This is a genomic window from Longimonas haloalkaliphila (assembly GCF_055379825.1).
In genome coordinates this window covers 1805755-1830324 of the sequence record NZ_AP043948.1, presented here as the reverse complement: position 1 = coordinate 1830324, position 24570 = coordinate 1805755, and the positions used below count along the sequence as shown (strand labels likewise).

Sequence of the window (24570 nt, the reverse complement as noted above, 5' to 3'; positions counted from 1 at the left end):
CGCTCGCTCCGAATCTCCGAGAACACATCGTATGGATACTGCTCCGCTCAAACCGTTCGCTCAACAGATGCGCGTCGCCCTGCGCCAGGGTGTGGCCCAGCGCCTGCGCTACTGGGGCATTGCCCCCGACGGCAGCGTCACCGCCGAACCCGAATCCATCGACGGCGGGTACATCTTTCGCGACGACGTCTACAGCGACACCTCCGTCCCCCGCAAGTGGCGCGCCCTGAAATCAGCCGTCGGGCGCAGCAGCGTAGATGCGGTCGTTGAAGAAGCTGCCGCCACCTGGTTCAACCGCCTCGTGGCCATCCGCATTCTGGAGTTGAACGACTACGAGAAGACCATGCTCGGCCACGCTCGCGCCGCCCACGAGCCCGCGCTGCTGCACCGTGCCCGGCAGGGCCTCATGACGTTTCTGGACGAGAGCGACCAGCAGACCGTAAAGCAGGCCCTGCTGCAGAGCCACGACGACACCGCCTTCCGCACGCTGCTCGTGGGCTACTGCACAAGCCACAGTCTGCTCAACAATGTCTTCGGACGCCTTAACGACTACACCAGCCTGCTGCTGCCCACCAACCTGCTGCAGCCCGAGGGCGTCATGGAGCAGATTGCCACCACCGAGGCCCTCACCGAAGACACCGCCGCCCAGGTGGAGCTCATCGGATGGCTCTACCAGTTCTACATCTCCGAAAAGAAAGACGCCGTCTACGACAAAAGCGGCAAGTTCGAGCCCGAAGACATCCCCGCCGCCACGCAGATCTTCACCCCGCGCTGGATTGTGCGCTACCTGGTCGAGAATACCCTCGGCACGCAGTGGTTACAGGCCGAGCCCGATAGCTCGCTCCGCAATGAAATGGACTACCTCGTAGAAGGTGACCCCGCCGCGTATGCATCCGGCCAAACAGGGGTACAGCAAACAGGTTTTCAGGGGGATGCGCAGGCCGTGCCCGAAAGCAACGGCGCCAGCGAACCCCAGGGCGAAATGTTTGCAGACGGGGCCACGGGTGCCGCAGGCGATATGGACACGCTCGCTGCATGGGATGGACGCGACCTCGAAGACCTCGTGCTCTTTGATCCCGCGGTGGGCAGCGGACACATTCTGGTGGTGGCCTTCGATCTGCTTATGGTCATGTACCGCGAGCGCGGCTATACCGACCGGCAGGCCGTAGAGCGCATCCTTACGCACAACCTGAAGGGCCTCGACCTGGACCGCCGGGCGGTCCAGTTGGCCCGCTTTGCGCTGCTGATGAAAGCTGCGCAGTACAACCGCCGCGTGCTCGACCGCACCGACCTGCACACCAACGTCTACCCCATGCCCACCCCGCGCAGCTTCTCGCCGCGTGACCTGCGCGCCTACTTTGGGGATGACATCGCCGATGCCCACGGCGCCGAAATCAAAGAGGCGCTCGACCTGATCACCGAGCACGGACAGAACGTAGGCTCGGCGCTCCAATTCAATCTCTCCGATGAGGCACGCTCGGCCATTGCCGACCGCCTGGCGTACTGGGCCGACCGCGACGCGGCTGCGCTGGACTTCGGGAAGCAAGACCTGGTGCCCGCCCTGCACCGCTACCTGCAGCCGCTCTTGCTGATGACCGGCACCTACCCGGCGGTGGCCGCAAACCCACCGTATGCCAGCAGCCGCAATATCAACAAACCGCTCAAGAACTATCTGAAGGAGCACTACCCACGTGCAAAGAAAGATCTGTTTGCGACGTTCATGGAGGTGCTGCCAGACCGTACAGTGCCGGGGGGGCGCTTTGCGTTCATTACGCCGCCCTCGTGGATGTTCTTAAGCTCGTACGAGGACCTGCGCACGCACTACATCGACGATTACTTCTTTGACAGCCTGCTGCATCTTAGCCGGGGCATATTTGGGGCGGACTTTGGTTCGGTGGCCACGGCGGTGCAGAAAGCCAGCCAGCAGGGCCGCACGGGTACGTACTTCCGACTCATTGAGCGCACCTTTCAGGAGTTCCACGCGCATCATCTCCACGACCTGTTCCGCCGCGTGATGGACGACCCGGACTTCCGGTACGACTTTTCGACCTACGACAAGGATGGCTCCATTCCCGAAACGTCTGATCCCGACGGCCAGCAACTCTATTATCCCAGCGTCAATCAGCGAGACTTTGAGAAGATTCCGGGGGCGCCGATTGCGTACTGGATAGGTGAAACAGAACTGAGTTTGTTTGAGGAGAATAAATTGTTATCCGGAGTAGCAAAGATTAGGAAAGGTATAACAACAACAGATAATAAACGCTTTTTAAAAGTATGGTATGAAGTGTCTTCTGGCAGCATTTCTCCGTTTGGGGGCGACAGATGGGTTCCGTATGAAAAAGGAGGTGGAAAAAGAAAGTGGTTTGGTCTTCGTAATTTCTTAATATTATGGGAAGACGATGGTGCGGTTCTGAAAAAGATGCGTGATTCAAAAAATGGGTCAAATCCGGTCCTTACGAGCTTAAACTTGATAGATGAGGAAAGCTTTACGTATTCAACATTATCGAGTAGCGGAATATCTTGCAGGTACTCTCCTTCTGGGGCTCTATTTGATAACAAGGGGTCGTGCGTGTTTTCTGACAGGGTTTTCAACGTGGGTGCGTATTTGAACTCGGTAGTTGCTGAGCGCATTTTTGAATTCATCTCACCTGGGATGAGCTATCAGCCGGGAGAAGTAAGGTCCTTGCCATATCTGTCTCGCCATGAGAAGGAAGATGATGTTGAAGCCTTAGCAAGAGAATGCGTGTTCGTTTCGAAGAGAGATTACGACTCCCGAGAGACCTCCTGGGACTTCACCCAGCACCCGCTCATCCAGCAAAACGCGCCCACGCTTGGCGCTGCCTACACCGCCTGGCAAGTGCAGGCTACCGATGACTTCCTGCAGCTTCACACGAACGAAGAAGAACTAAACGACCTGTTCATCGACCTCTACGGGCTGCAAGACGAACTGAGTCCCCGCGTCGCCCTCGACGACATCACCATCCTGGAGGACGAACTCGATTGGGATGCGGTGGACACGCTGGACGCCGAGCGCGACCGCCTGAGCGACGACGAACTGCGCGCTCGTTTCTTAGAAGACGCCCCCAGCGAGGCGCTCTTCAAGATGGAAGTGCCCATCCGGCAGCTGCTCAGCTACGGCATCGGCGTCATGCTGGGCCGCTACCGCCTGGGGCACGACGGGCTGCACATCGCCCACCCCAACCCGTCCAGCGACGAACTCGCCCCGTACGAGGTGCCGGTGCCACTCTGCGGGTCCGAACTGGAGGGCACCACCCCATTCGAGATCGACGACAACGCCATTGTGCCGCTCATGGGCACCGACAGCCCCTTCAGCGACGACGCCGTCTACCGCATGCGCGAGATCGTGCGGCTCATCTGGGGCGAAGACACCCTCACCGAGAACCTGAACGTCATCAACCGGGCGCTCTCCATCGGGCGCAGCCGCGGGCTGAAGCGCGACTACGAGAAGACGATGGAAGAGTGGCTCGTGGGCGACTTCTACGACTACCACAAGAAGCAGTACAGCGTCCCGTACTACGGCAAAAAGCCCATCTACTGGCTGTTTCAGAGTCCCGAGGGGCACTTTCAGGTGCTGGCCTACATGCACCGCATGACCAAGTACACCGCGCAGCAGGTGCGCACGTACCTGAACACCTACCAGCAGCACGTGCGCCGCGAGAAGGAAGCGCTCGAAGCCCAGGGCGAAGACACCCTCTCGGGCAGCGCCGCCAAGCGCCTCGACCGCCTGCGCGCCGCCGAAGACGACTGCCGCGCCTACGACGACATCCTGCAGAACGTCGCCGAACAACGCATCGAGATCGACCTCGACGATGGCGTCCAGAACAACTACCCGAAGTTCGGCGACGCCCTCGCCGACCTGTAGGCCCCGCAACGCAAGAGACCTGACAGGTTTCGGAAACCTGTCAGATCTAAACCAGCGTCTCCAACCAACGCACCCTCCCCCCCGCAATCCCATGAGTGAAGACGCCCAGAACGCAGACGGCTTATTCGACCTCCCGTATGCGCAACGTCAGTTTGTGCAATTCGAGACGGCTATTGCTACATCACCACAAGAGGAACAAAGAGACCCAGGTGGTTTCGGTGGACTCTTGAAAATAGCCGGGCCTTTTAATCTGGGCGTCTTGAGCGCCTTCTTAGTGGGTAAGGCGCTGGAGAAGTACCAAGAAGCGCAGGAACTGGGCATTGACATCATTCCGGTTCCGACCCAGGAGGCTGTGGCCTTCAATCTGCCTCCCGGGCACCCGCAGAAAGACGTTCTGTACGTAGCTCACCCCTCAGATCCCACGACCTATCTGCCAGCCGCCGACTTTCACCGGATGGCGTTCGAGCATAAGTTTGCAGAAGCGATTCGCTTGCTCACGCATCTCGGAGCGAAGACGATCAACGTCCACCACACACGCGGCTGGAATAAAGAGTTTGCGGGTACGCTCGCGGCAGGCATTCCGCAGGCTGAAGGGACAGGCAGCGCCGGGGCAAACTCCGGCTCTTCCACCGAACTACTGTACGAAGCAAGGCTGGCCGGTCACGATGAACCCCGACTGCCCGAGAACATGGTGTGGTACCCGCACGAGCCGACGTGGAAGAGCATCGCCGAAGCGCGCACCGAGTTTGGGTTGGAGCGCTTCAACCTGAAACTTCAGTACACCGACGACTACGGCGTAAACGCCGACCTCGCAATCGACGTCCAGAACGCCGGCTTCTCACTGGGCGGCTCGTTCGAGAAGCACCAGAAGACGGTATGGTCGTTGGACGGTGTGTTCGGCGGGTAACCACTCCAAATCCGTTTCGTAATGAAGACCTGTCAGGTCTGCAAAGTCTTGCCACCGCCCCACTCACGCTCCCATCCCCCGTACTATGACCGCCCTCCAGGATCGCGTTGCCAACCAGTTTGCCTCAAACGACCGCCTCCGCATCCTCTTCTTCTTCGACCCCGAGGGAAAGCACCGCGACGAGGTCGAGGCGTGGGACCACGATACCATTGTTGCCGTGACGGCTTCAGCGGCCCGGTTCACGCTCCATCGGCGCCTTGAAGACGAATGGGCCAACACCCCGGTCTTTCTGTACCACCTCGAGCCGCGTCCTGCCGACTGGACCAACGAGCCCCTGGCCGACCTGTGGGTGGCGAACCGCGAGCTCCGCATCGACCATGTGGCCGAGTTCATGGAGACGTACGACCTGCCCGCCGACCAGCGCGACCTGGTACAGCGCTACTACAAGGGCGAGCTTGAGCACAAGAACCGCCAGCAGTTTCTCGCGGCGATCCTCACCCCCGAAAAACTGACCGAAGACCGGCTACAGCGCGGGTTGGCCGCCTATCACGCCAAAGAAGCATTTCCGGATGTCTGCTTCAGTACCGTTCCGAAGATGACGCAGTTGCTGGCGGCGCTGCTCATTGGCGCGCGCAACGAGCAGGCGTTCGCTTCCTACCAGACAACCTGCAACGACCTAAAGCTGAGCGAATTCCTCGGGATGCAACTCAGCAAACAGTTTGATCTCGACACCGCCGCGTTTACGTACGAGACCGTGCGCAAGGCCGCCGAGACCATGAAATACAACCTGCTGATGCGTCCGGTCGAGACCATAGAGTCCGACGACCGGTACCGCAGCCGGCGCGTTACCTCTACTGTGCTGCTGAACCAACTGCAGAGCCTGCGCAACGAATGGAGAGACCACCGCGCCCTGAAAGCCCGTCCGGAGGACGTGCTCGACCTGGTCGCGCACCGGATCGACGAAACCCACCTTACGGAGGTGTACGGGTCCGACACTACGTTCGGCTACCTGACTCCGACGCTGCGCAGTCGACGCATTGAGCAGGCGCTGCGCACGGTGGCCCACCAGCCGGGCGCGTCCAAGGAAGCGGTAGCGCCGATGCGCGCAAATAACGAGTCCGCCACCGCCGCTCCACAAGATGCTGTGCAATACGCCGCTGAGGTCGTCTGGCAGATGGGAGCGCTCTACCAGGGCATCCTCGACTACGAGCAGATGGTCTTCCCCTCGCTGCAGACGTACATCGACCGCTACGCCGAGGAGCTGTGCCCCATCGACACGCACCACCGCAAGGCCATTGCCGCCCACCGGAAGCTAAAGCGCGCCGCCAATGGAGCCGACTCGCTGGATCTCTCCGTGCGCGAGTCGCTCGATGACGCATTCAACGAGGCGCTGCACGCGTACAATACCCGCTTCGTGCAGCCCCTGAACCGCAACTGGCAGCGCGACCTTGCCGATACCCCGAGTGCGCTCGCGTCCTCCGGCATTGCTTCGCAAGGTCAGTTCTATGCGGACTACCTGGCCAGCGACGACCACAAAACAGCCGTGATCGTCTCTGATGCGTTCCGGTTTGAGATCGCACGCGAGCTCTCCAGCCGCATGCTCAAAACCGACACCCGCAAGACCACCGCGCTGAGGCCGATGCGGGCCGCGCTGCCGACGGTGACCTCGATCGGCATGGCGCATCTGTTGCCTCACACATCGATCACGCTCGAAGGCGGCACCCCCCACATCAACGGCCGGAGCACCGAGGGCACCCGCAACCGCTCCGCGATCATCGAAGAGGCGCACCCTTCTACGGCCTGCGCAAAGCCATTCGAGAAAATAAAGACGCTTGGCCAGTCTGAAGGTCGCGAGCTGTTCAAAGCCAACCGGCTGGTGTACATTTACCACAACCGCATCGACGCCATCGGCGACGATCGCAAAACGGAATCGAGTTTGGTCGGAGCCGTGGAGGAGACGCTCAACGAACTGCAGCAGTTGGTGCGCACGCTCAACAACTGGAATGTGTACCGGGTCGTGCTGGTGTCTGACCACGGCTTCCTCTACATGGACGAGGACCTCCCCGAGTCGATGATCGAGCCGTTTCCCGATGCTGAGGGCGCCGTTTACGAGTGCAACCGCTCCATCGTCGCAGATCGGCTGAAAAGCAACGGAGGCTACCGCTTCCCCCTGCGCGCCGTCAGCGATATCGACAGCGATGCAGAGGTGGGTGTGCCACGAGCGGTGAACCGGTACCGGCGTTCGGGTGCAGGAAAACGCTTTGCGCACGGCGGCGCCAGCCTGCAAGAGATGGTCGTGCCCGCACTGGTCGTCCGCAAAGCGCGCAAAGACAAAGCCGAAAAGGTGGGCGTCCGCCTGCTCTCCAAAGACCGCGTCATCAAATCCAGCGGATTGAAGGTGCGCATCCTGCAGCGCCAGGCGGTGTCGGATGCCTACGCCGCGCGCACGGTAACCGTGGGCCTCTACGACGGCGACACGCTGATCTCCGATGAAAAGCGGCTGGAGCTTAACTCGACGGCCGCCGATGCTACCGAACGCACCGAAAAGGTGATGCTCACGCTGGGCTCTTCAGGCAACGACCTCAATTTCTGCCACCTGCGCATCCACGACGTAAACGATGATATGAATCCGCTCGTTGAACAAAAGTACTCAATCCAGCGGCTTATTGAGTCTGACTTTTAAATACCTGTTCCGGGATGCCTGAACAGGGCCGCACGGACGACCGCCCGTTGCAATGCGTACCTTCTCGTAGACGACTGCTGACCGATGGATACACGTATGGATGCCCCCGACCCCCCTCCGGCTGATACCAGTGCGCCCCTCCAGAAAAAGATAACCCGCGAACTGGACGGGCGAGTCGTGCGCAAAGACCTCACGCAACTCGTGAAGGGCAACGCAGTCGTGCCCACGTACGTACTCGAATACCTGCTGGGCCAGTACTGCCCCACCGACGACGAAGACCTGATCCGCAACGGAGTCAAGAAAGTCCGGCAGATCGTCCGCAACCACTACGTGCACCGCGACGAAGCTGAGCTGGTCAAATCCACGATCCGCCAGCAGAAAGAGCACAAGATCATCGACCGGGTGTCGGTGCAGCTGAACGAGAATCGCGACATCTATGTGGCTGCGTTCTCCAATCTGGGGATTCGTGGTGTGGAAGTTTCTGAAGAGGTGATCGAGCAGCACCCGAAGCTGCTCACCAGCGGCGTGTGGTGCATCGTAGACATGGCGTATCTGCACACCGAAGAAGCGCGCCGCTCCCCGTGGATCATCGAGCGGCTCAAGCCCATCCAGATGGGCAGCTTCGATCTGCCAGACTACAAGGCCGCACGCAGCCAGTTCACCACCGACGAGTGGCTCGACCTGCTGATCCAGAGCATCGGGCTGAATCCGGCCACCCTGAGCCGTCGCAACAAGCTCTACCAGCTCGTGCGGCTCATTCCCTTCTGTGAGCGCAACTACAACCTGATCGAGCTCGGGCCCAAAGGCACTGGCAAGTCGCACATCTACTCCGAGTTCTCGCCGCACGGCATCCTCATTTCAGGCGGCGACGTGACGAAAGCGAAGCTCTTCGTCAACAACAACACCGGCGACATCGGCCTGGTCGGGTACTGGGATGTGGTCGGGTTCGACGAGTTTGCGGGCCAAGACAAGCGCGTAAGCCGGGGACTGGTCGACATCATGAAAAACTACATGGCCAACCGCAGCTTCTCGCGCGGACGCGACACGATGTCGGCGGAGGCCTCGATGGCGTTTATCGGCAACACCGACCGCTCGGTGCCCTACATGATCAAGCACTCGAACCTGTTTGAGCCGCTGCCGAAGGGCTACTACGACCCCGCCTTCATCGACCGCCTGCACTTCTACGTTCCAGGGTGGGAGGTCGACAAGCTGCGCAACGAGATGTTTACGGAGGGATACGGCCTGATTGTCGACTACCTGGCCGAGGCGTTGCACACGCTGCGAGGAGAAGACTTCAGCTTAATGGTGCGTGAGCATTTCGAGTTGGATGCTTCCCTCACCAAGCGCGACCGCGACGGCACGATGAAGACCCTCTCGGGCTTGCTGAAGCTGCTGTATCCAAACAAGCAGTGCCCGAAAGACGAAATGAAGCGCCTGCTGGAGTTTGCGATGGAGGGGCGTAAGCGCGTGAAAGAGCACTTGCTTCGCATTGACGAGACGTTTGAGGTGGTCGACTTCCAGTTCAGCGACCGGGCGAGCGGGACCGTTACCTCCGTAAATACGCTGGAGTTTCGCCAGTACCCCCAGCTGGTCGCCGCCTACGAATCCGACGCGGATAGAGCCACGGGCACAAGCGTTCCGGCCCCCGATCTTCCTGCCGAGTCGGACGGCGAGCCTGAAACAGAGGAACCGCTGCTGGAAAGCGGGACGCAGGTGGAGGTGATGGAGAACCAGAAGGGCATCTCCTACGAGACGCTCTTTGCCCCGCATCTTCGAGAGGCTGAGCGCATTGAGATCATCGACCCGTACGTTCGGGCGTACCACCAGGTCAAGAACGTAATGGAGTTTTGCGACATGCTCCTTCGCACGCGCCCGGAAGGGGACGAGGTAGACGTCCACCTCATCACCGGCGCCGACACCGACAACCAGGACGAGCAAGAACAATTCTTAGACGAGCTGTCTGACAGCCTTGCGGGAACCGGGGTCCGCTTTACCTACGAGATCTCGTGGGAAAGCATGCACGCCCGCTCGATCAAGACCGACACGGGCTGGAAGATCAGCTTAGACCGCGGCCTGGATATTTTTCAGCCACCGACCAACCGTTTCGACCGGGGCCGCGTCAACCAGAAAGCCCGTCGTTGCAAGCCCTTCGAGGTCACCTACCTGCGCGATGAGGATGTGTCGTTGCAGGGTGGGGCGTAGATAACAGCAGGAGAGAGGTGTTCGAGGTGTAGAGAGAAGTCAACATGCACCACGAATGGGTACAATGGGCTCACTCACGTTTTGTCGCGTACTGTGGTGTAAACTGTGGTGTAAAATACTACTGCATGCCATCCGCTGTTTTTTAATTTGTTCAATACGATACACAATGTCTGATTCCTTCGGAGACGAATTTCACTACTACGCTTCAAGGAGCAGTTCGGTCGGAGACGAATATGCCGACGAAGAGAACTTGTTGATTGAGGTCTTGGGAGATGAAGCGGAGACTTTAAAGCAGCATGTCCAGATAGCAAAGAAAAAGTGGTCGCGTAAGACGCAAGACTGGATTCGGCAACAGACTAAACTCAAATTGACTTATGATGGAAACTCGGAAAGCATTCCCGTGGAGGTATCCGACGGTCTACCACCGCCGTTTGCCAAGGTGGTAAAAGAAAATGATGACAAGAGGTATTGGGAAATGGTTTTGAACCGCCCCGTGCTTGAAACGACGCTGCAAGGCCTCAATCTGATAGAGGGGAGAGTGGAGGATCTCAAGGAGAAGCTCCGGGCCTTTTATGATCAACGTCGCTCAACAAAGAGACTTGACAAAGTATCTGAACAAACATTTTCAGATGCATCTTATTTTGTTGGGGAGCTCCTGAAATACCTTGGCAAGAGCAAGGCTATTCAGCGGCTATCAAGCATTCCTGTAGATGTTCTCGGCGCGTACTTCTTTCGGATTCCGCGAATCCAATTATACTGGCTCCCTATTGCCGTCATCGCAAAGGTCTTGGGAGTATCCGTGGATTCACTCACTGCTGTTGTCTTGCTCCATGAGCGGGCGCATGCTTACACGCACAATGGCTTTGATACTGACGGCGAACAATGGGATACCTCTGACTTTGGGAAAGCTGAGTTGCGTATCGTGGAAGGCCTCGCTCAGTATTACACACGCACCGCTTGTATTCGTGCTGAGGACAAGCGTCCGGATTTACTACAAGCCTACCGTCGCCTTTTGAAACATCAGTCTCACGCTTACAGAGTGCAGCAAAATTGGCACCCTGAACGCCCTCGTGCAGGTGAGGTCATACGAAACACTCTAATACTAACCCGGGCAGAGTCCACAACTGAGTATGAAGGGTTTATTCAGACACTGAAGAGTAGCTGGAAGAGACAAGGGCAGTGGGAGGGTTTTGAGTTGAGACTTGACGCTAACCAAGAAGAGCCCCGTGGATGACACTAAGTAGGCCCACAAACATATCTTTGCGTATGTCATTGCGAGGAGCGCGAGCGACGCGGCGCTGTGAGCGCAGCAAGGAAGCATCTTCAGCACGATTGGGGGCACCTCTCGAAAAAAGGCCCTGCTTACGTTGTAAGAGATCCTTCGACTCCGCATCTGCCTGGCGGCAGATCCTGCGCTCAGGATGACACGTTGTGGGAGGTAAGGCGTCACCCCACTAAGTCATCTCGGACGGAGCGTTCCCCCACTTCAAGTCATCCCGGACGGAGCGCAGCGGAGATCCGGGATCCAGCGCATCGTGCATGGCACAACACATCAAGATAGGTCCCCCCGTCAAGCGGGCTGATGCCTCCTCGCGATGACAAGGTGTACACGTATTTTCGCTTGGCTACATAAGTGCGCGACATGTAGCCGTTATAAGATCATCGTAATCGCGATGTTGAGAAGCACAAGACCGCCTACAATCAGCAGCAGAAGCCGCAGGTGCTGTTTGGTATCGTTAAGGGCCTGCTCTTGCTGCTGAAGGGCCTCTCGGTTGGAGCGTACCGCCGACTCCAAGGCATTTTGGTTGCTGCTTACTTGGCTCAGACGGTCTTTGACGTTCCCCACTTGGTTGCTGGCCTGAATAATGCGGTCGCCGTTGGACTGAATCCGGTCAATGATTGCTCGTTGCTGCTCGCTGTGGCGGTTGATGGTCTCTTTGAGTTCGTCCTGCGAGGCGTCGAGGGTCGACGTGGACTCCTGGATGCGGGCTTCCATTGATTCGAACCGCGCAGGGAAGTCTACGTCGTTAGTCTGTTCAATAAGAGCAGCCGTGGCGTCGGCCAGGTCCTTCGTGGCGGACTGCACATCGCGAGCAGCTTCCGCAGCCTCCTGGGCTGCCTCTTTGCTGGATTCGATATGCTGAATCGCCGTATCCAGCTGCTTCAACTCGCGCTGGAGCGTCTGGAGCGACTGGCTTACGTCGGGCACACTGGCGAAAGACGTCGATGCGGTGTCGTTTGAGGATGGCATAGAAGAAGTATGTGTTCGAATCAACAGGAGTGAAAGAAGAGGCTAACATTCCGCTACCCAGCTACCGGCTCGTGCTGGGCGTCTCCCAGAAAGTCCGCGTTGAACTGCTCAAGCCAGTCGGCATGCACCCGGGCAATTTCTTCAGACACGAGCCCTTCGAGCTCGCGATCGTAGCGCAGTAGCCAGTCGCTGTAGGTATCCAGCGCCGAGAGGATGTCATCGTGTGAGAAGCCCTTGACCTCGCGGAAGCAGCGCCACCCGTCCTCCATGTCACGGCGGAAGGCGTCGTAGGTACCTCCATCGGTCAGGCAGCGCGTAAAAGCGCGAAGCAGGTAGAGCGCACCGTTGTCCGTGTACTCGGTGAGCAGGCGGTCGCACGCTCCGCGGAGATGGTTAATCTTGTCGTCTACGCCTTCAGTGTCTTCGATGTAGTGCCACACCAGGTCCAGGGAGAACGTCCGGTCGCCGATAGCGCGCTGCAGTTCGGGCAGGTAGCGCGAGTTGAAATAGGTATTGACGCGCGTTCTGAAGGCGCCTCGGTCGTCCAGCCCGGCTTGTACGGCCTCTTCCATCGTGCGCATGGCGGCTTGCCGCTGCGACGCGATTTGATCGTAGACAAAGTCGATCACGTAACTAATGCACTGGTGCAGCGCGGTTTTTCCTTCGGTTTCGCGGACCTCTTGGGGAATGCGACGGGCTTTTTCCGGGGACACATACCGACCGATGTAGGTCTGCACGGCATCGATAAAGCCTTCGTCCCCGACGTCTTGGATCGTAGCCTCAATGATTCCACGCCGGTAGTCAACGGTGTAGTCTTGAATCAGCCCAACAGTTGAAAGGCGGTAGACTGCCCGAAACGTATCGTCTTGGTTCCGACGCCGTCGGTACTGGCGCTGCAAGAAGTCGTCGTGCTCTTCAACCGAGTTGTAGGGCGGCCAATCGTTATGCTTTCTATTGTACGCCCACTTGAGCTTCTTGACGATGTCTTTGGCCTTGCGCGCCTTCCGGCATGCGAACCGGACGATGGATTTGTTGAACCCGCGGTCGACCTTGGTTTTGAGGTGCTGCACGATCTCTTCGGTTGGCGTCTGGCCTTCAAAGTCGATCTCTACAGGACGTGTCTCGCCTTCTTTCATCTCCTGAAGCAGGGCCAGAAGGTCCGTATCGTTCTCGCCTACCGCGCCGGTGAGCACGTCCAGAACAATCTGCTTTTCCTTCTCGGGCCCCTTGAACGAACCGTTGTGAAAGAAGCGAAGCAGTTCAAGATCGGTGCTTACCGCAGGCTCATTTTCAGGCTTTTCCACTTCTAACCCTGAATACAGGATCACGCAGCGCGATGCATCGCCATCACGACCCGCACGCCCAGCCTGCTGGTAATACGATTCAATGGACTGCGGGATGTTCATGTGCACCGTGTACCGGATGTTGGGTTTGTTGATACCCATGCCGAATGCCTTGGTGGCAACCAGCGTGTGGACCTTGTTGTTGGTAAAGCGCTGCTGCGCACGGGTGAGGTCTTCGTCGCTTTGGCTTTGATTTGAGCTGGCAAACGTTCCCACCTTGTCTCGTAGCGGCTGAACGCTCCTCACCGCGCTTGCGACTTGATCCACGCCGAATTTACCATTGGCATGCGGAGTGAATACCAGCCCGGCCTGGGTGTTATCCTCATGCAGGTCAAAGAAATCCTGCGGCGAACTGTTCGTATCGCCCGAAAAGAGATCGTGGTCGGGCATGTTTGCAATCAGATCTTTCAACGCCTCTTTCTTGGCGCTGTAGGTCGCGTTCTTCTTGTCCCATGCGTCAGCGGTTTCGTCGATATCCTCCACGGGAACGTTGACCACGTCAAAGTGGAGCTCTTTACGCTCCATGGAGGCTGGCGTAATGGTTTTTGTCTCTTCCCCGAACTCCAATTCACGGCGCACATCGGCCAGAACGTCAAACGACGCGGTGCCGGTGAGCGCAATGATGGGAAGCTGGTCCTGCCATCCATGCTCGCAGTGGGCCCGGACGTTAGGTCCGAGACGCAGGTACGCCGGGCGGAAGTCATGGCCCCACTCGGATACGCAGTGGGCCTCGTCGACCACGCAGTACGCAATCGGGCGCTCCAGCGTGCCGAGGTAGTCCCGAAACTCCTGAATCTGCAGGCGCTCCGGCGCGACAAACGCAAACTGGCAGCGTCCGGCCTTCATATCCGACTGCGCCTGCTCGCGTTCTTTCGCGTTCAGCGAGGAGTTGATAAACGTGACGTTGCCAATCCCTGCCTCTTCGAGGTTGGTCTTCTGGTCTTGCATGAGTGACTTCAGCGGCGACACGATCAGGGTAAGGCCCGGCTGCAGCAAGGCCGAAAGCTGATACGTGAGCGATTTACCCGCGCCGGTAGGAAGCAAGCCGATCACGTCGCGTCCCGGAAGCGTCTCGCAGAGAATATCGGCCTGTTTGGGGCGATAGCTGCGCTTCCGAAAAAGAGTGCGGAGCAGGTAGAGCAGCGCTTGAAATGCAGGCTTCCCTTCGGCCCGCGCGTCATCCAGGGGCGGATCGACGAAGACGTCCTTTTCCTTCGGCTCGTCTTCTGCATCGTTTTCGATCCACCGTTTCTCTTTCTCAGGCGGTGGCGGGTCGGGGAGCGTGTAGGAAATAGGCGCTCCGCCTGCGATGTGGTGGGATTCCGTAGGAGCATAAGCTGATCGCACGACGGCCAGGGGCGCGTCGATGCAAGACGAGTCCAGCGTATTCAGGTGTGGATACAGGAGCACCGAGGTATCGAGCACCAGATCTGCACCGGCAAACAGGTCTTGGGTCTCGTCATCATCTAGCGGATCGCCGTCAAACGTAGCATCTGCGGGCGCAGCCTCCCGCGTGAGGGCGCTGTACGAGCGATCACGTGCCACGTGCAAGTCAATGTCGGGAACCGTGCGGCCTTCGCCTTCCAGATCGAGTAGAGCGCCTAACAGATTCCTGAGGTCATCGATGGCCAGGCGAGCGCCCGGGAGGTCGCGCTCTACGACCACAATGTACCAGGTGTCCTGATCAAGGCTCAGGAGCGATGTACGGGCGAGACGAATGAGAGCCTTCTGGATGCGAGCGACGTGCATGGGAAGAAGGGCCAGGAGCATCCAGTTGCGCCCAGCTTCCGTGTTGAAGAGCGGAGTGTCGTAGTTTGTAGCCAGCAGTTCGGCGTACGGATGGGCGTCCAGATCCTCCTGAATCGGTGCGGCAACTTCTTCGGGGAGCGAAGCCGTGTCTTCTGCTTGGATACGGCCTGTTGTCCACCCGGCATCTTGGCACGCCCGGTCGCGCTTGGCATCGAGCTTCTGCTGGGTTTTTCCATGGTAGGCCTCGCCATCTACCTCCAGAATAAGGCCCTGGGTTGTACGAGGCAGGTCGGGCAGGTCAAGAGCAAAATCGACCCGCTGATTGGTAAAGAGGTGCTGCCTGCGCTCTGAAACGATCGTATCCATCGCACGCTGCGGCTGCGTGACTTGCGGAGCCCATGCACCAGCCGCCGATGGGAGTCCGTCGCGCAGAAATGCCCCCTCGGCACCGCTATCAAGCTGGTCGCTGCGGTCGGCTGTGACCTCTGCAGGTGTTATGCCCGGCATGATTGGGGCCAGCGCTAAGTGCAAGCGCTCATGATCCGCCTCCGTGACCGCACGTGTGAAGGGAAACGAGATCGAGCTGTTTGAGGGGGCCTCTTCCGTCCATCTTATCTCTGAGGCAAGGGCCCGCTCGACGTTGACCGGAGCCAGCGTGGGGAGCCCGCGCGACACGATGTTGCTCGCAACGGCAAGAATAGATGCTGAGGGGCTCTCTTTATCATCCGGAGGAATTTCCTCATATTCCTGCTCAGTGTAGACGGAAAGGTCAAAAGCGGTCAGACGGTCAAGGAGGACATCTGTCAGGGAGTCGTCCTGTGAGTTGAGATGATTCTGGATAGCGGAGAGACAATACCCGGCGCGTATGAGCGACATAGAAGTGGGTTAAAGCGAATAGTATGATGCTTAGGTTCGAGATAAAACAGCATGTTGAGTAGATCCACGAAGGTGTCTTCTTGGGTGTCATTGCGGAGAGCGCTAATGATGCAGCGCCCTAACCTTAGAGAAGGAGTACCCTTGGAATGCCATTTCGTGTGGTCCTATCCGAGGTGGATTGCCTTTGTGAGACGCAGAGATCGCCACGTCAGTCGCTTCTGCTCCTTCCTCGCGATGACAGAGACGTAAACACAACATGCTGTAAAATCATGACATGCAATAGTAAACAGGTACTGAAAATGTAAGAGGTCTGCCGCTCAAGAGCAAATCACCTGAATAAAAGCAGTTCATCGCTCAGAACCTCTTTAAGGTTTGTTTTGATGGCGAGAGCAATCACCGCTGAGGCGAAGATTGGATATCAATGGAGGTTCGCAACCGGAGCTAAGGGCTGGTACGAGAGCGGAGCCCGAAGCAAAAAAGGCAGACCAAGACGCCCCTCGTAAGGATGTCTATATGCTCGTCTCAGGTCGGGGCTTCAATCAGATGCCAGCTCCAGTCGTCCCCACAGCACAGACGCGACGATCGATCCAGAGCGAACACAAAGCCTTCTGTCCCCTGCACGGCTTGCAATCCGCCACCGCATTGTTCATCTTGACTTCAACAGCACGATGTTCTTCTATCAAGCCCCGCCCCTTCGTATGCTACGTGCACTGCCTTCCGTTCTCTTCGCTGCTGCCCTTGTTTTTGCGCTAACGGGATGCGAGACGCCGTCGCCTGATGCCGATGCGTCCGATGCCGACACGACCGCTGTTGCCTTCCCCGACGGCGAGCTGGTCGACCTCTCGCATCCCTTCAACGCCGAAAGCATCTACTGGCCCACCGCGACCCAGGAGTTCGAACTCGAAGAGGAGTTTGTGGGCGAGACCAACGGCTACTTTTACAGTTCGTACGTCTTTACCGGCGCTGAGCACGGCGGCACGCATATGGACGCGCCGTTTCACTTCGCCGAAAGCGCTGAGGCCGCCGAGGAGCAGTTCACCGTCGAGGAGATTCCCGTAGATCGGCTCATCGGCCCAGCCGTCGTAATCGATGTGCGCGAGCAAGCGACCGACGATCGCCTTTATCAGGTACAGGTGGCTGATTTTGAGGCGTGGGAGGCCGAGCATGGCCCTATTCCTGACGGGGCAATGGTGCTGCTGAACACGGGCTCGGCACAGTTCTACCCCGACCGTGAGGCCTACATGGGCACCGCGGAGCGCGGCGAGGAGGCGTTGCCCGATCTGGAGTTTCCAGGCTTGCATCCTGAAGCCGCCGAGTGGCTGGTGGAAAATCGATCCATTCAGGCTGTCGGACTGGACACGCCGAGCATCGACTACGGGCCTTCAGCGGATTTCGCCGCGCACCGGGTTCTCTTTCCGGAGAACATCGCTGTCTTTGAGAACCTCACTAACCTGAACGAGCTGCCTGCCGCCGGTGCGCACCTCATGGCGCTGCCCATGAAGATTGAAGGCGCGGGCGGCGCGCCCCTGCGGGCGGTGGCTGTGCTGCCGTAGTTGTGCACACGTGACATTGCACGTCAAGAACGTAGAGACACGGCGCGTATCTGTTTAGCGGGCTCCGGTGATCGCCTGGGATTATCCTTCCGACATCTGTCGGAATACTGATCCCGGGCTAAGGAAACCCATAGCCGGAGACCGCTTGCGTCCCCGGCGCACAAGAATCTGCATACTCGCACCTCAGAGCAGGAGATGGTTCGACTGCGCTCACCATGACAGCCCGTACGTAGGGACACGGCGCGCCGTGTCCCTACAGATTTTGGCATAAGATTCCGTGCACAACTCCTCTGCTATCGTCCATCCAACCATCTTCCATACATCCATCCTCCCAAACCTACCCCCGTTTCGCACGAAAGAACGCCTGCAGCATACTGGAGGCCCGCTCCGCATCGAGTCCGCCGATGACCTCAATTTGGTGGTTCAGGCGCTCGTCTTGCCCGATGCGGTAGAGCGTGTCGACTGCACCGGCTTTTTCGTCGTACGCGCCGAACACCAAGCGTTTGAGGCGGGCGTGTACGAGCGCGCCAGCGCACATCGGACACGGTTCGAGGGTGACGTACAGCGTGCAGTCGTGCAAGAACTTGCGTCCGAGCGTGTCGCAGGCCGCCGTCACGGCCATGATCTCAGCGTGCGCCGTGGGGTCGCCCAGCTGCTCCACCAGGTTGTGTCCACGTCCCACCACGCGTCCCTCGTGCACAATTACCGCGCCGACCGGCACCTCGTCAGCATCGAAGGCGCGTTCGGCCTCGCGAAAGGCCTTCTGCATCCATTTGCGGTCGGCGTCAAGGAGGGAGGACAGGGCCATAGTGATGAGGAGTATGTGTTGGGGTAATAGAGCAGCGCCTGGCGCAAAGCTATTGAATCCACGGAAAGGATGAGCACCAGATCAACGCGGGCCTGCAGTCCGGTCGATCCGTTGCTGTTACAGGTCATTGTCGTCAAACTACTCCTCTTACTAGATTGAGGTTAGCTATAAACAAAGCGGGTCAGATTTCTTGCAAGCATCTGCAGTTTCTGGCCATCCGATGGCTCACATTTTTGTTACAATTGTCGCTTGTTTCTTTTTTTTTCGGTACTTTACATACAGAACGTATTAATTCTCCGAAATTAAATATAAGAGTTAACGAGCATGACTCGCATCAAGCATTCGCTTGGCGCTCTCTTCGTCATTGTCATTCTTGCATCTGGTGGTTTGCTTATAAGCACCGGAAGCGGGGCTCAGGAAGCCTATGCAGAAGGGGTTGGCGAGAGTTGCAGTACCACCTGCACGATACAAGGATGTGGCGGTGGTCCCGATGACTGCCACAAGATAACGTGCAGTGACGGTACGGAGGTGCAATGTGGGATGGTGGCGGATACGCCTCAAGAACAGTCGCCTCAAGAACAGTCGCCTCAAGAACAGTCGCCTCAAGAACAGTCGCCTCAAGAACAGTAATTACGTCGCATGCCCAGCATCATAATCAACCCGATCTGGCACCAGGGACACCTTCTGTCTCTGGTGTCTTCTTCTGGCAATATCTCAAAACATATTATACATGATGAGGATATATCTTTTTTCCTTGATCCTTATTCCAGCACTAATCGCAGCAAGTCATGCCTCTCCAGGTCACGAACCCGGTGACGACAGCCCAAGCAATGAGAATCCCGATGAGCGACTTCTCGTCGATGTAGCTCCTCAAGAGCTACAAGAACGGGTTATTGAAGCGACCTTGCGCGACTTCAATACGCTGCCTATTGACCAGGAGGAATCATCTTTGTACAATCCTATTGCCGTCGATATAGGCCCTAACGGAGACCTCTATGTCTTGGACTACGGAGACCACTTTGTGAAACGCTACACGCAGGATGGCACACTGGCAAATCGCTATGGCCATGGACAGGGGGCCGGACCAGGTGAGACACGGAATCCTACTGGTGTAGCTGTAGCACCCGGCAGTGGAGGCGTATGGATTAACGATCAGCAAGGACGCAAAGTTGAGTTTTTTGACGCTGCAGGAGATCACATTTCGGCTGTCCGTACGGATCATGGAGCATGGCGCATCGCAGCTCTTCAAGGCGAACGTATCAATGTTGCTTTCGGCTCGGATCCCAACCACATGGTCTCAGTCGCAGGGTCACAAACAACTGATGGGTTCCTACAAACATCGTCTCCTGTAATAGAAGAGCAGCAGTTCAACTTTAAAGTGCTGTCCGGAGAAACTGCGGCCGCGGGAGAGCAAGTCATCCATGTTCCTAACTATGGAGGACTCATTTTCAGCTACTCGCTTTCTGACGAAGAGTACTCGTATGTCAGAGAGCAGGTCAGCCCTCCTGATTTACCGCTTGTGCAGCGTACGGGAGACGGTGAAACGGGAAGCGTGGGTCTTCCACACGAAGATTTAAATTACCGCAATCTAAGCGTACACGCCGACGACGAAAGCATATATGTTCTTGTTTACCGACAGAGCGGCGAGCAGGTAAATTATTTTATAGACAAATACGAATTGGACAATGGGGAGTACGAGTACAGTTACCAACTCAAGAAGGCATTCCGCGACTTTGCTGTAGATGAAGAGTCCCTCTTTCTTACCGATGGTGAGAGCCTCTACTACTCATCGGATGCGCTGTAAAGTTCGATCATACTTTAGGGTTACGTTGCCCGTATCCCACCACGCGTCTGGCGCGCCCGATCACATATCATGAATCGACGTGCGCGCCAGCGGCAGCGTCATGCAGCGGGGGCCACCGCGTCCGCGCGAAAGCTCGGTACCGGCCAGTTGAATGGCCAGCTTCTCATCGCCCGGCGTGAAGGTGCTGTCCTGGTAGTACGACAGAAAGTTTTCGGCTGATACGACGCGGTAGCCGTGCTTGCGCAATTCCTCAAAGGTACGGCGATTCCGTTCGTATCCCACAATAACACCCGGCGCCACGGCAAACACATTGGCCCCGTCGGTCCACTGCTCGCGCTCCTGGTTGAGCCGCTCGCTGCCACCACACGGAATAAATTTCAGGTCGCGGTCGATGAGGTCGTTCAGCACGTCACGCAGGTTCGGACGCATGTCGGTGATGAACTGACCCGGCTCGCTCCCCTCGGTAAGATGCACCGCATAGCCGTAGCTCGGGTCGTCCACCAGCGGCGGAAAGGCAACGCACTCATTTGGTGAGGCAAACGTAAACACCGTATCCAGATGCATCGTGGAGCGGCGCTTGGGCAGATCCACCGCCAGCACGTGTTCGATGGGCGTGTGCTCGAACACCTGATGCGCAATCGCCATGATGGCGCCGAACGAGGTGCGCTCGGAGTGCCCTACCAGGAGCACATCGGGGGCCGCCATGAGCAGGTCGCCGCCCTCGAAGGTCACGCCTTCGGGCAGCGTAATCACGCGGTCGCTCACATCGTCAAAGAACGGGTGGTGATGCAGCAGCACCTGCATGATAATGCTCTCGCGCGAGCGCGCCGCCGTGGCTGCATGGCTGATCACGATGCGGTCATGTACCACCGCTGCCAGATCGCGTGTGAACATGAGATTCGGCAGGGGCGGCAGCGTAATCGGCAGGGGCGACTCGCCGGTTAGCGCCAGGCTATGCAGTTCGCTCGGCGTAAGCTGCTTCAGGTCGTGCCGCACCGCCTGGATGTTCGTCTCCGGCATCACGCGGCAGAGCCGGTCGATGAAGTCGGCGCGCGCATCCTCCTGCTGAAACACGTTCAGCAGCAACTCGCTCACCTGCAGCACAGCGCCCGGCTTGTCGACCACCTTCTCAAAGAGCGTGCACATGAGCAGATGCTCATCGCGGGCGTGCCCCAGAAACAGAATATCGTCAAAGAGCAGGTCCAGGCGATTGTCGGGCGCCACCAGCTCCATCTCGTGGCCCGGCGTATGCACCAGCACCTGTTCGAGCGGCATGGATTCGGTGTCCACCTGAAAGGTGGCCGACGTCGGACGCGGCGGAGCAACGGTATCGGGCATATGTCGCGGGATGCGTGCTTTGGGAGAAGAACATGTCGGAGTGATACTGGAAGCGCTTCTGACCTGCTTTTGTCACGATGCGGTGTGCAGGAAGCAGCTTCTCTCATGCCCGTACGTGCACAGCGCAGAAAAGTTAATCCCTCTTGTATTTGAGTTTGATGGAAACGTCTGCGATACTGCAAAACGTCTTCGCTTCGTTCTCCTCGACGCTGTCTGCCCTATGACCTGCCCTATGACCTGCCCTATGACCTGCCCTATGACCTGGCTCCGCTCGCTCTCTGTTAGCGGCCTTCTCATTGCCTCGCTCTTTGCTGCCTCGCTCCTTGCTACCCCGCTCGCCGCTCCGGCGCAGAGCCTGACGGGGTTCACGCCCGAACGGGCAGCTGCGCAGGAGGCGTGTGAGGCTGAGCTGCTTGCGCTTCCCGACAGCAGCACCTTCCGCACGCATCTGCAGGCCCTTACCGAGGAGCCCAACCCGGCAGGCACTGCAGCGAACGAGCGGGTGGCGGAGTACATCGCCGCGCAGATGGAGGCGGCCGGACTCCGCGTCGACCGCTACCCGTACGACCTCTACATGCCCGATCCGGAAGCGGCTACGGCCTCCGTCGCGCTGGTTACGCCGCAGCGGATGCCCCTCGGTATGCAGGAAGACATCCTGCCCGACGATCCCTTTTCCGATCATCCGGATCTGCGCCCCGGATGGAACGCCTATTCCGGCTCGGGTACGGTGACGTCTGAGGTGGTCTACGCCAACTACGGGCGTATCGAGGACTTCGAGCAGCTCGATGCGATGGACGTCGATCTGTCGGGCAAGATTGTGATTGCGCGCTACGGCGGCAACTTTCGCGGCTACAAGGCCAAGTACGCCGAGGAGCGCGGCGCGGCCGGACTCATCATGTACACCGACCCGGCCGACAGTGGCTACGTGCAGGGGCTTACTTATCCGGAGGGCCGCTACGTGCATGAGAGCGGCATTCAGCGCGGCTCCATTCTGACTCCGCTCGGCGGCGACCCGCTCACGCCCGACGGCCCGGCGCTTCCGCTTGACGATCCCGACACGCCCGAGCGTCTCGACCCCGACGAAGCCGACCTGCCGCGCATCCCTGTGGCCCCGCTGTCGTACCGCTCGGCGCAGGAGATCCTCTCGCGCATGAACGGCGATGCCGTACCAGCTGGCTGGCAGGGCGGCCTTCCGTTTACGTATCGCGTTGCAGGGGGCGAATCGCTCACCGTTGAGCTGGCCGTCGACCAGCCCAGGGGCATAACCCGCGCCACCAACATCATCGGCGTCGTTGAAGGCACCACACGCCCCGACGAGTGGATCATCCTCGGCTCGCACTTCGACGCCTGGGCCTTCGGCGCCACCGACCCGAACAGCGGCACCGCCATGCTTCTGACCCTGGCCGAAGCGCTCGGCCAGCTCTCTGCAGGCGACTGCGCGCCCCGCCGCAGCATCCTCATTGCGCACTGGGACGCCGAGGAGTATGGCATTCTGGGCTCGATCGAGTGGGTACGCCAGCTGCAGGAGCAGTTGGATGCAGGCGCCGTGACCTACATCAATGCAGATGCTGCCGCGACCGGACGTGCCTTTCGCGGGGCTGCTTCGCCCTTGTTAAAGGGGCCAATCCTCGACGCCGCACGTGCTGTCGCGCATCCCGATGATGATGCCGGCACCGTCTACGACCACCTGGCCGCTCGCTCGGGCGACGCCGACACCGCCCTCGGCAACCTGGGCGGCGGCTCCGATCACGTCGGCTTCGTGACCCACCTGGGCGTGCCGTCTGCTGCGGTATCGATGTCGGGTTCTACCCCGATCTATCACTCCAACTACGACTCGTTCGCCTGGTACGAGCGCTTCGGCGACCCGACGTTCACCGGCGGCCCAACATTGGCCCGCCTCGACGGCCTCTTGGCGTTGCGCTTTGCCAACGCCGACGTGCTGCCCTACGACGTGGCCCGCTACGCGCAGGACACGCATGCGCACCTGGATGCGCTGGAAGCGGTGGCCGCCGAGCATGAGATCGACCTTGATCCGGCGGCGCTTCGCACGGCCGTGGAGCGCATCGAGCAGTCGGCCCACGCCTACGAGTCAGCACGCGATGCCTACGTAGAAGATGGGCGCTCCGCATCCCCCGAAATAAACCAGGCCCTGTTGCAGCTGAGCCGGGCGTTTATGCGCCCCGAGGGCCTGCAGTCCGGAGGTATTCACCGCTCGCTCTACGTGTCGCCCGATCCGTTTAGCGGGTACGCCTCGTGGATGTTGCCCGCGCTGCGCTACGAACTGGAAACGGGCGCCGCCGACCTCGACGTGTGGATGGCCCGCTACGAGGCGGCGTTCGCCGAACTGGCCGACCGCATTGAGGCGGTAACGGTGCAATTGCAGTAGAGACGATTCCTGTAGAGACGACTCGGTGGGACGTCTCTACGGGTTATGCCTCGTACTCCACCCGCTCCAGCACCAGGCCTTCGGGCGGCATGGCGGGGCCGGCTTCGCGTCGGTCTTTCGTTGCTAACACGCGCGGCAGATCGTCGACGGGCCGCCGCCCCTGCCCGATATCGATCAGCGTACCCACAATGGCGCGCACCATGCCGTGCAGGAAGCGCGAGCCCTCGATCTCGAAGCGCCAGTCGCCGCAGTCGGTCTCTCGCACCCACCGGGCGTGGCGGATCGTGCACACGCGATTTTCGGTGTCGGACTGCACGAGGCAGAACGCCCCGAAGTGTTTCTCACCGACCAGATCGGGAGTAGCCTCCCGCATCGCGTCGAAGTCGGGCACAGGGCGCACGTAAGTGCGGGTGCGGCGGTCCAGCGCGCGGGGCTGCGTGCACAGGTAGTAGTGGTAGCGCCGCCAGCGGGCGTCGTAACGGGCGTGGAAGTCAGCATGGGTCTCTTCCACCTGCCGCACAGCAATGCCCGGCGGCGTAAGCGCGTTCAGGCTGCGGCGCAGGCGGTGCGGATCGGTGCTGCCGGGCACGTCGAGATGGGCGATCTGCCCGCGAGCATGTACGCCCGCATCGGTACGCCCCGACCCGGTGAGGCGGGGCGCCGTACTGAGCACGGTGTCGAGCGCCTCTTCCAGCGCGCCCTGCACAGTACCCACATCGGGCTGCACCTGCCAGCCGTGAAAGTCGGTTCCGTCGTACTCGATGCGAAGGCGCAAGCGCGGCATGGT

At 59.1% G+C, this 24570-nt stretch carries 13 protein-coding genes; 8 read left to right on the top strand and 5 right to left on the bottom strand.

What is annotated here, in order from left to right; all coding sequences use genetic code 11:
- Window positions 1–31: 31 nt before the first annotated feature.
- The 5 genes from pglX (at window position 32) to ACZ48V_RS07195 (ending at window position 10909) form a co-directional block, all read left to right on the top strand.
- Window positions 32–3883 (top strand): BREX-1 system adenine-specific DNA-methyltransferase PglX, encoded by a 3852-nt coding sequence (gene pglX / locus ACZ48V_RS07215; protein ID WP_464542984.1) that lies wholly within the window; start codon window positions 32–34, stop codon window positions 3881–3883.
- Between the two features lie 91 nt (window positions 3884–3974).
- Entirely contained in the window at window positions 3975–4790 is an 816-nt protein-coding gene (locus ACZ48V_RS07210) for a hypothetical protein (protein WP_464542982.1), read from the top strand.
- 85 nt (window positions 4791–4875) lie between these two features.
- Entirely contained in the window at window positions 4876–7473 is a 2598-nt protein-coding gene (pglZ, locus tag ACZ48V_RS07205; protein ID WP_464542980.1) for a BREX-1 system phosphatase PglZ type A, read from the top strand.
- A gap of 84 nt (window positions 7474–7557) precedes the next feature.
- Entirely contained in the window at window positions 7558–9675 is a 2118-nt protein-coding gene (brxL, locus tag ACZ48V_RS07200) for a BREX system Lon protease-like protein BrxL (protein ID WP_464542978.1), read from the top strand.
- A gap of 166 nt (window positions 9676–9841) precedes the next feature.
- Window positions 9842–10909, top strand: a complete 1068-nt coding sequence (locus ACZ48V_RS07195) for a hypothetical protein (RefSeq protein WP_464542976.1) — start codon at window positions 9842–9844, stop codon at window positions 10907–10909.
- Between the two features lie 417 nt (window positions 10910–11326).
- Here ACZ48V_RS07195 and ACZ48V_RS07190 read toward each other — a convergent pair whose 3' ends face one another.
- Together ACZ48V_RS07190 and ACZ48V_RS07185 are read right to left on the bottom strand one after the other, a co-directional pair.
- The gene (locus ACZ48V_RS07190; protein ID WP_464542974.1) at window positions 11327–11926 is read right to left on the bottom strand and encodes a hypothetical protein; all 600 of its coding nucleotides are present in this window, start codon (window positions 11924–11926) and stop codon (window positions 11327–11329) included.
- Window positions 11927–11979: 53 nt separating this feature from the next.
- On the bottom strand, window positions 11980–15894 hold the full coding sequence (locus ACZ48V_RS07185; protein WP_464542972.1) for a DEAD/DEAH box helicase: 3915 nt from the start codon (window positions 15892–15894) through the stop codon (window positions 11980–11982).
- Window positions 15895–16592: 698 nt separating this feature from the next.
- On the opposite strand from ACZ48V_RS07185, the gene ACZ48V_RS07180 reads away from it, so the two are divergent.
- Window positions 16593–17447, top strand: coding sequence for a cyclase family protein (locus ACZ48V_RS07180; RefSeq protein WP_464542970.1), 855 nt, complete (start codon window positions 16593–16595; stop codon window positions 17445–17447).
- Between the two features lie 337 nt (window positions 17448–17784).
- Here the strand turns inward: ACZ48V_RS07180 and tadA are convergent, their stop codons facing one another.
- Window positions 17785–18255 carry a tRNA adenosine(34) deaminase TadA gene (gene tadA, locus ACZ48V_RS07175; RefSeq protein WP_464542968.1) on the bottom strand — a complete coding sequence of 157 codons (471 nt, stop codon included), beginning with the start codon at window positions 18253–18255 and terminating at the stop codon, window positions 17785–17787.
- Window positions 18256–19009: 754 nt separating this feature from the next.
- Between tadA and ACZ48V_RS07170 the strand changes: the two genes are divergently transcribed.
- Complete coding sequence (locus ACZ48V_RS07170; RefSeq protein WP_464542966.1) at window positions 19010–20059, top strand: hypothetical protein; 1050 nt, start codon at window positions 19010–19012, stop codon at window positions 20057–20059.
- 60 nt (window positions 20060–20119) lie between these two features.
- Here the strand turns inward: ACZ48V_RS07170 and ACZ48V_RS07165 are convergent, their stop codons facing one another.
- Complete coding sequence (locus tag ACZ48V_RS07165) at window positions 20120–21397, bottom strand: arginine deiminase (RefSeq protein ID WP_464542964.1); 1278 nt, start codon at window positions 21395–21397, stop codon at window positions 20120–20122.
- 256 nt (window positions 21398–21653) lie between these two features.
- Between ACZ48V_RS07165 and ACZ48V_RS07160 the strand changes: the two genes are divergently transcribed.
- Complete coding sequence (locus tag ACZ48V_RS07160; RefSeq protein ID WP_464542962.1) at window positions 21654–23783, top strand: M28 family peptidase; 2130 nt, start codon at window positions 21654–21656, stop codon at window positions 23781–23783.
- 43 nt (window positions 23784–23826) lie between these two features.
- On the opposite strand, the gene truA is transcribed toward ACZ48V_RS07160, so the two are convergent.
- Complete coding sequence (gene truA / locus ACZ48V_RS07155) at window positions 23827–24567, bottom strand: tRNA pseudouridine(38-40) synthase TruA (RefSeq protein ID WP_464542960.1); 741 nt, start codon at window positions 24565–24567, stop codon at window positions 23827–23829.
- Window positions 24568–24570 lie beyond the last annotated feature (3 nt).

Bases quoted from the DNA above. Each gene is read 5' to 3' on its own strand.
- pglZ (WP_464542980.1), top strand. From the start codon at position 4,876: ATGACCGCCCTCCAGGATCGCGTTGCCAACCAGTTTGCCTCAAACGAC.
- ACZ48V_RS07160 (WP_464542962.1), top strand. From the start codon at position 21,654: ATGACCTGGCTCCGCTCGCTCTCTGTTAGCGGCCTTCTCATTGCCTCG.
- ACZ48V_RS07180 (WP_464542970.1), top strand. From the start codon at position 16,593: ATGCTACGTGCACTGCCTTCCGTTCTCTTCGCTGCTGCCCTTGTTTTT.
- ACZ48V_RS07190 (WP_464542974.1), bottom strand. From the start codon at position 11,926: ATGCCATCCTCAAACGACACCGCATCGACGTCTTTCGCCAGTGTGCCC.
- truA (WP_464542960.1), bottom strand. From the start codon at position 24,567: ATGCCGCGCTTGCGCCTTCGCATCGAGTACGACGGAACCGACTTTCAC.
- brxL (WP_464542978.1), top strand. From the start codon at position 7,558: ATGGATACACGTATGGATGCCCCCGACCCCCCTCCGGCTGATACCAGT.
- ACZ48V_RS07195 (WP_464542976.1), top strand. From the start codon at position 9,842: ATGTCTGATTCCTTCGGAGACGAATTTCACTACTACGCTTCAAGGAGC.
- pglX (WP_464542984.1), top strand. From the start codon at position 32: ATGGATACTGCTCCGCTCAAACCGTTCGCTCAACAGATGCGCGTCGCC.
- ACZ48V_RS07185 (WP_464542972.1), bottom strand. From the start codon at position 15,894: ATGTCGCTCATACGCGCCGGGTATTGTCTCTCCGCTATCCAGAATCAT.
- ACZ48V_RS07165 (WP_464542964.1), bottom strand. From the start codon at position 21,397: ATGCCCGATACCGTTGCTCCGCCGCGTCCGACGTCGGCCACCTTTCAG.
- ACZ48V_RS07210 (WP_464542982.1), top strand. From the start codon at position 3,975: ATGAGTGAAGACGCCCAGAACGCAGACGGCTTATTCGACCTCCCGTAT.
- tadA (WP_464542968.1), bottom strand. From the start codon at position 18,255: ATGGCCCTGTCCTCCCTCCTTGACGCCGACCGCAAATGGATGCAGAAG.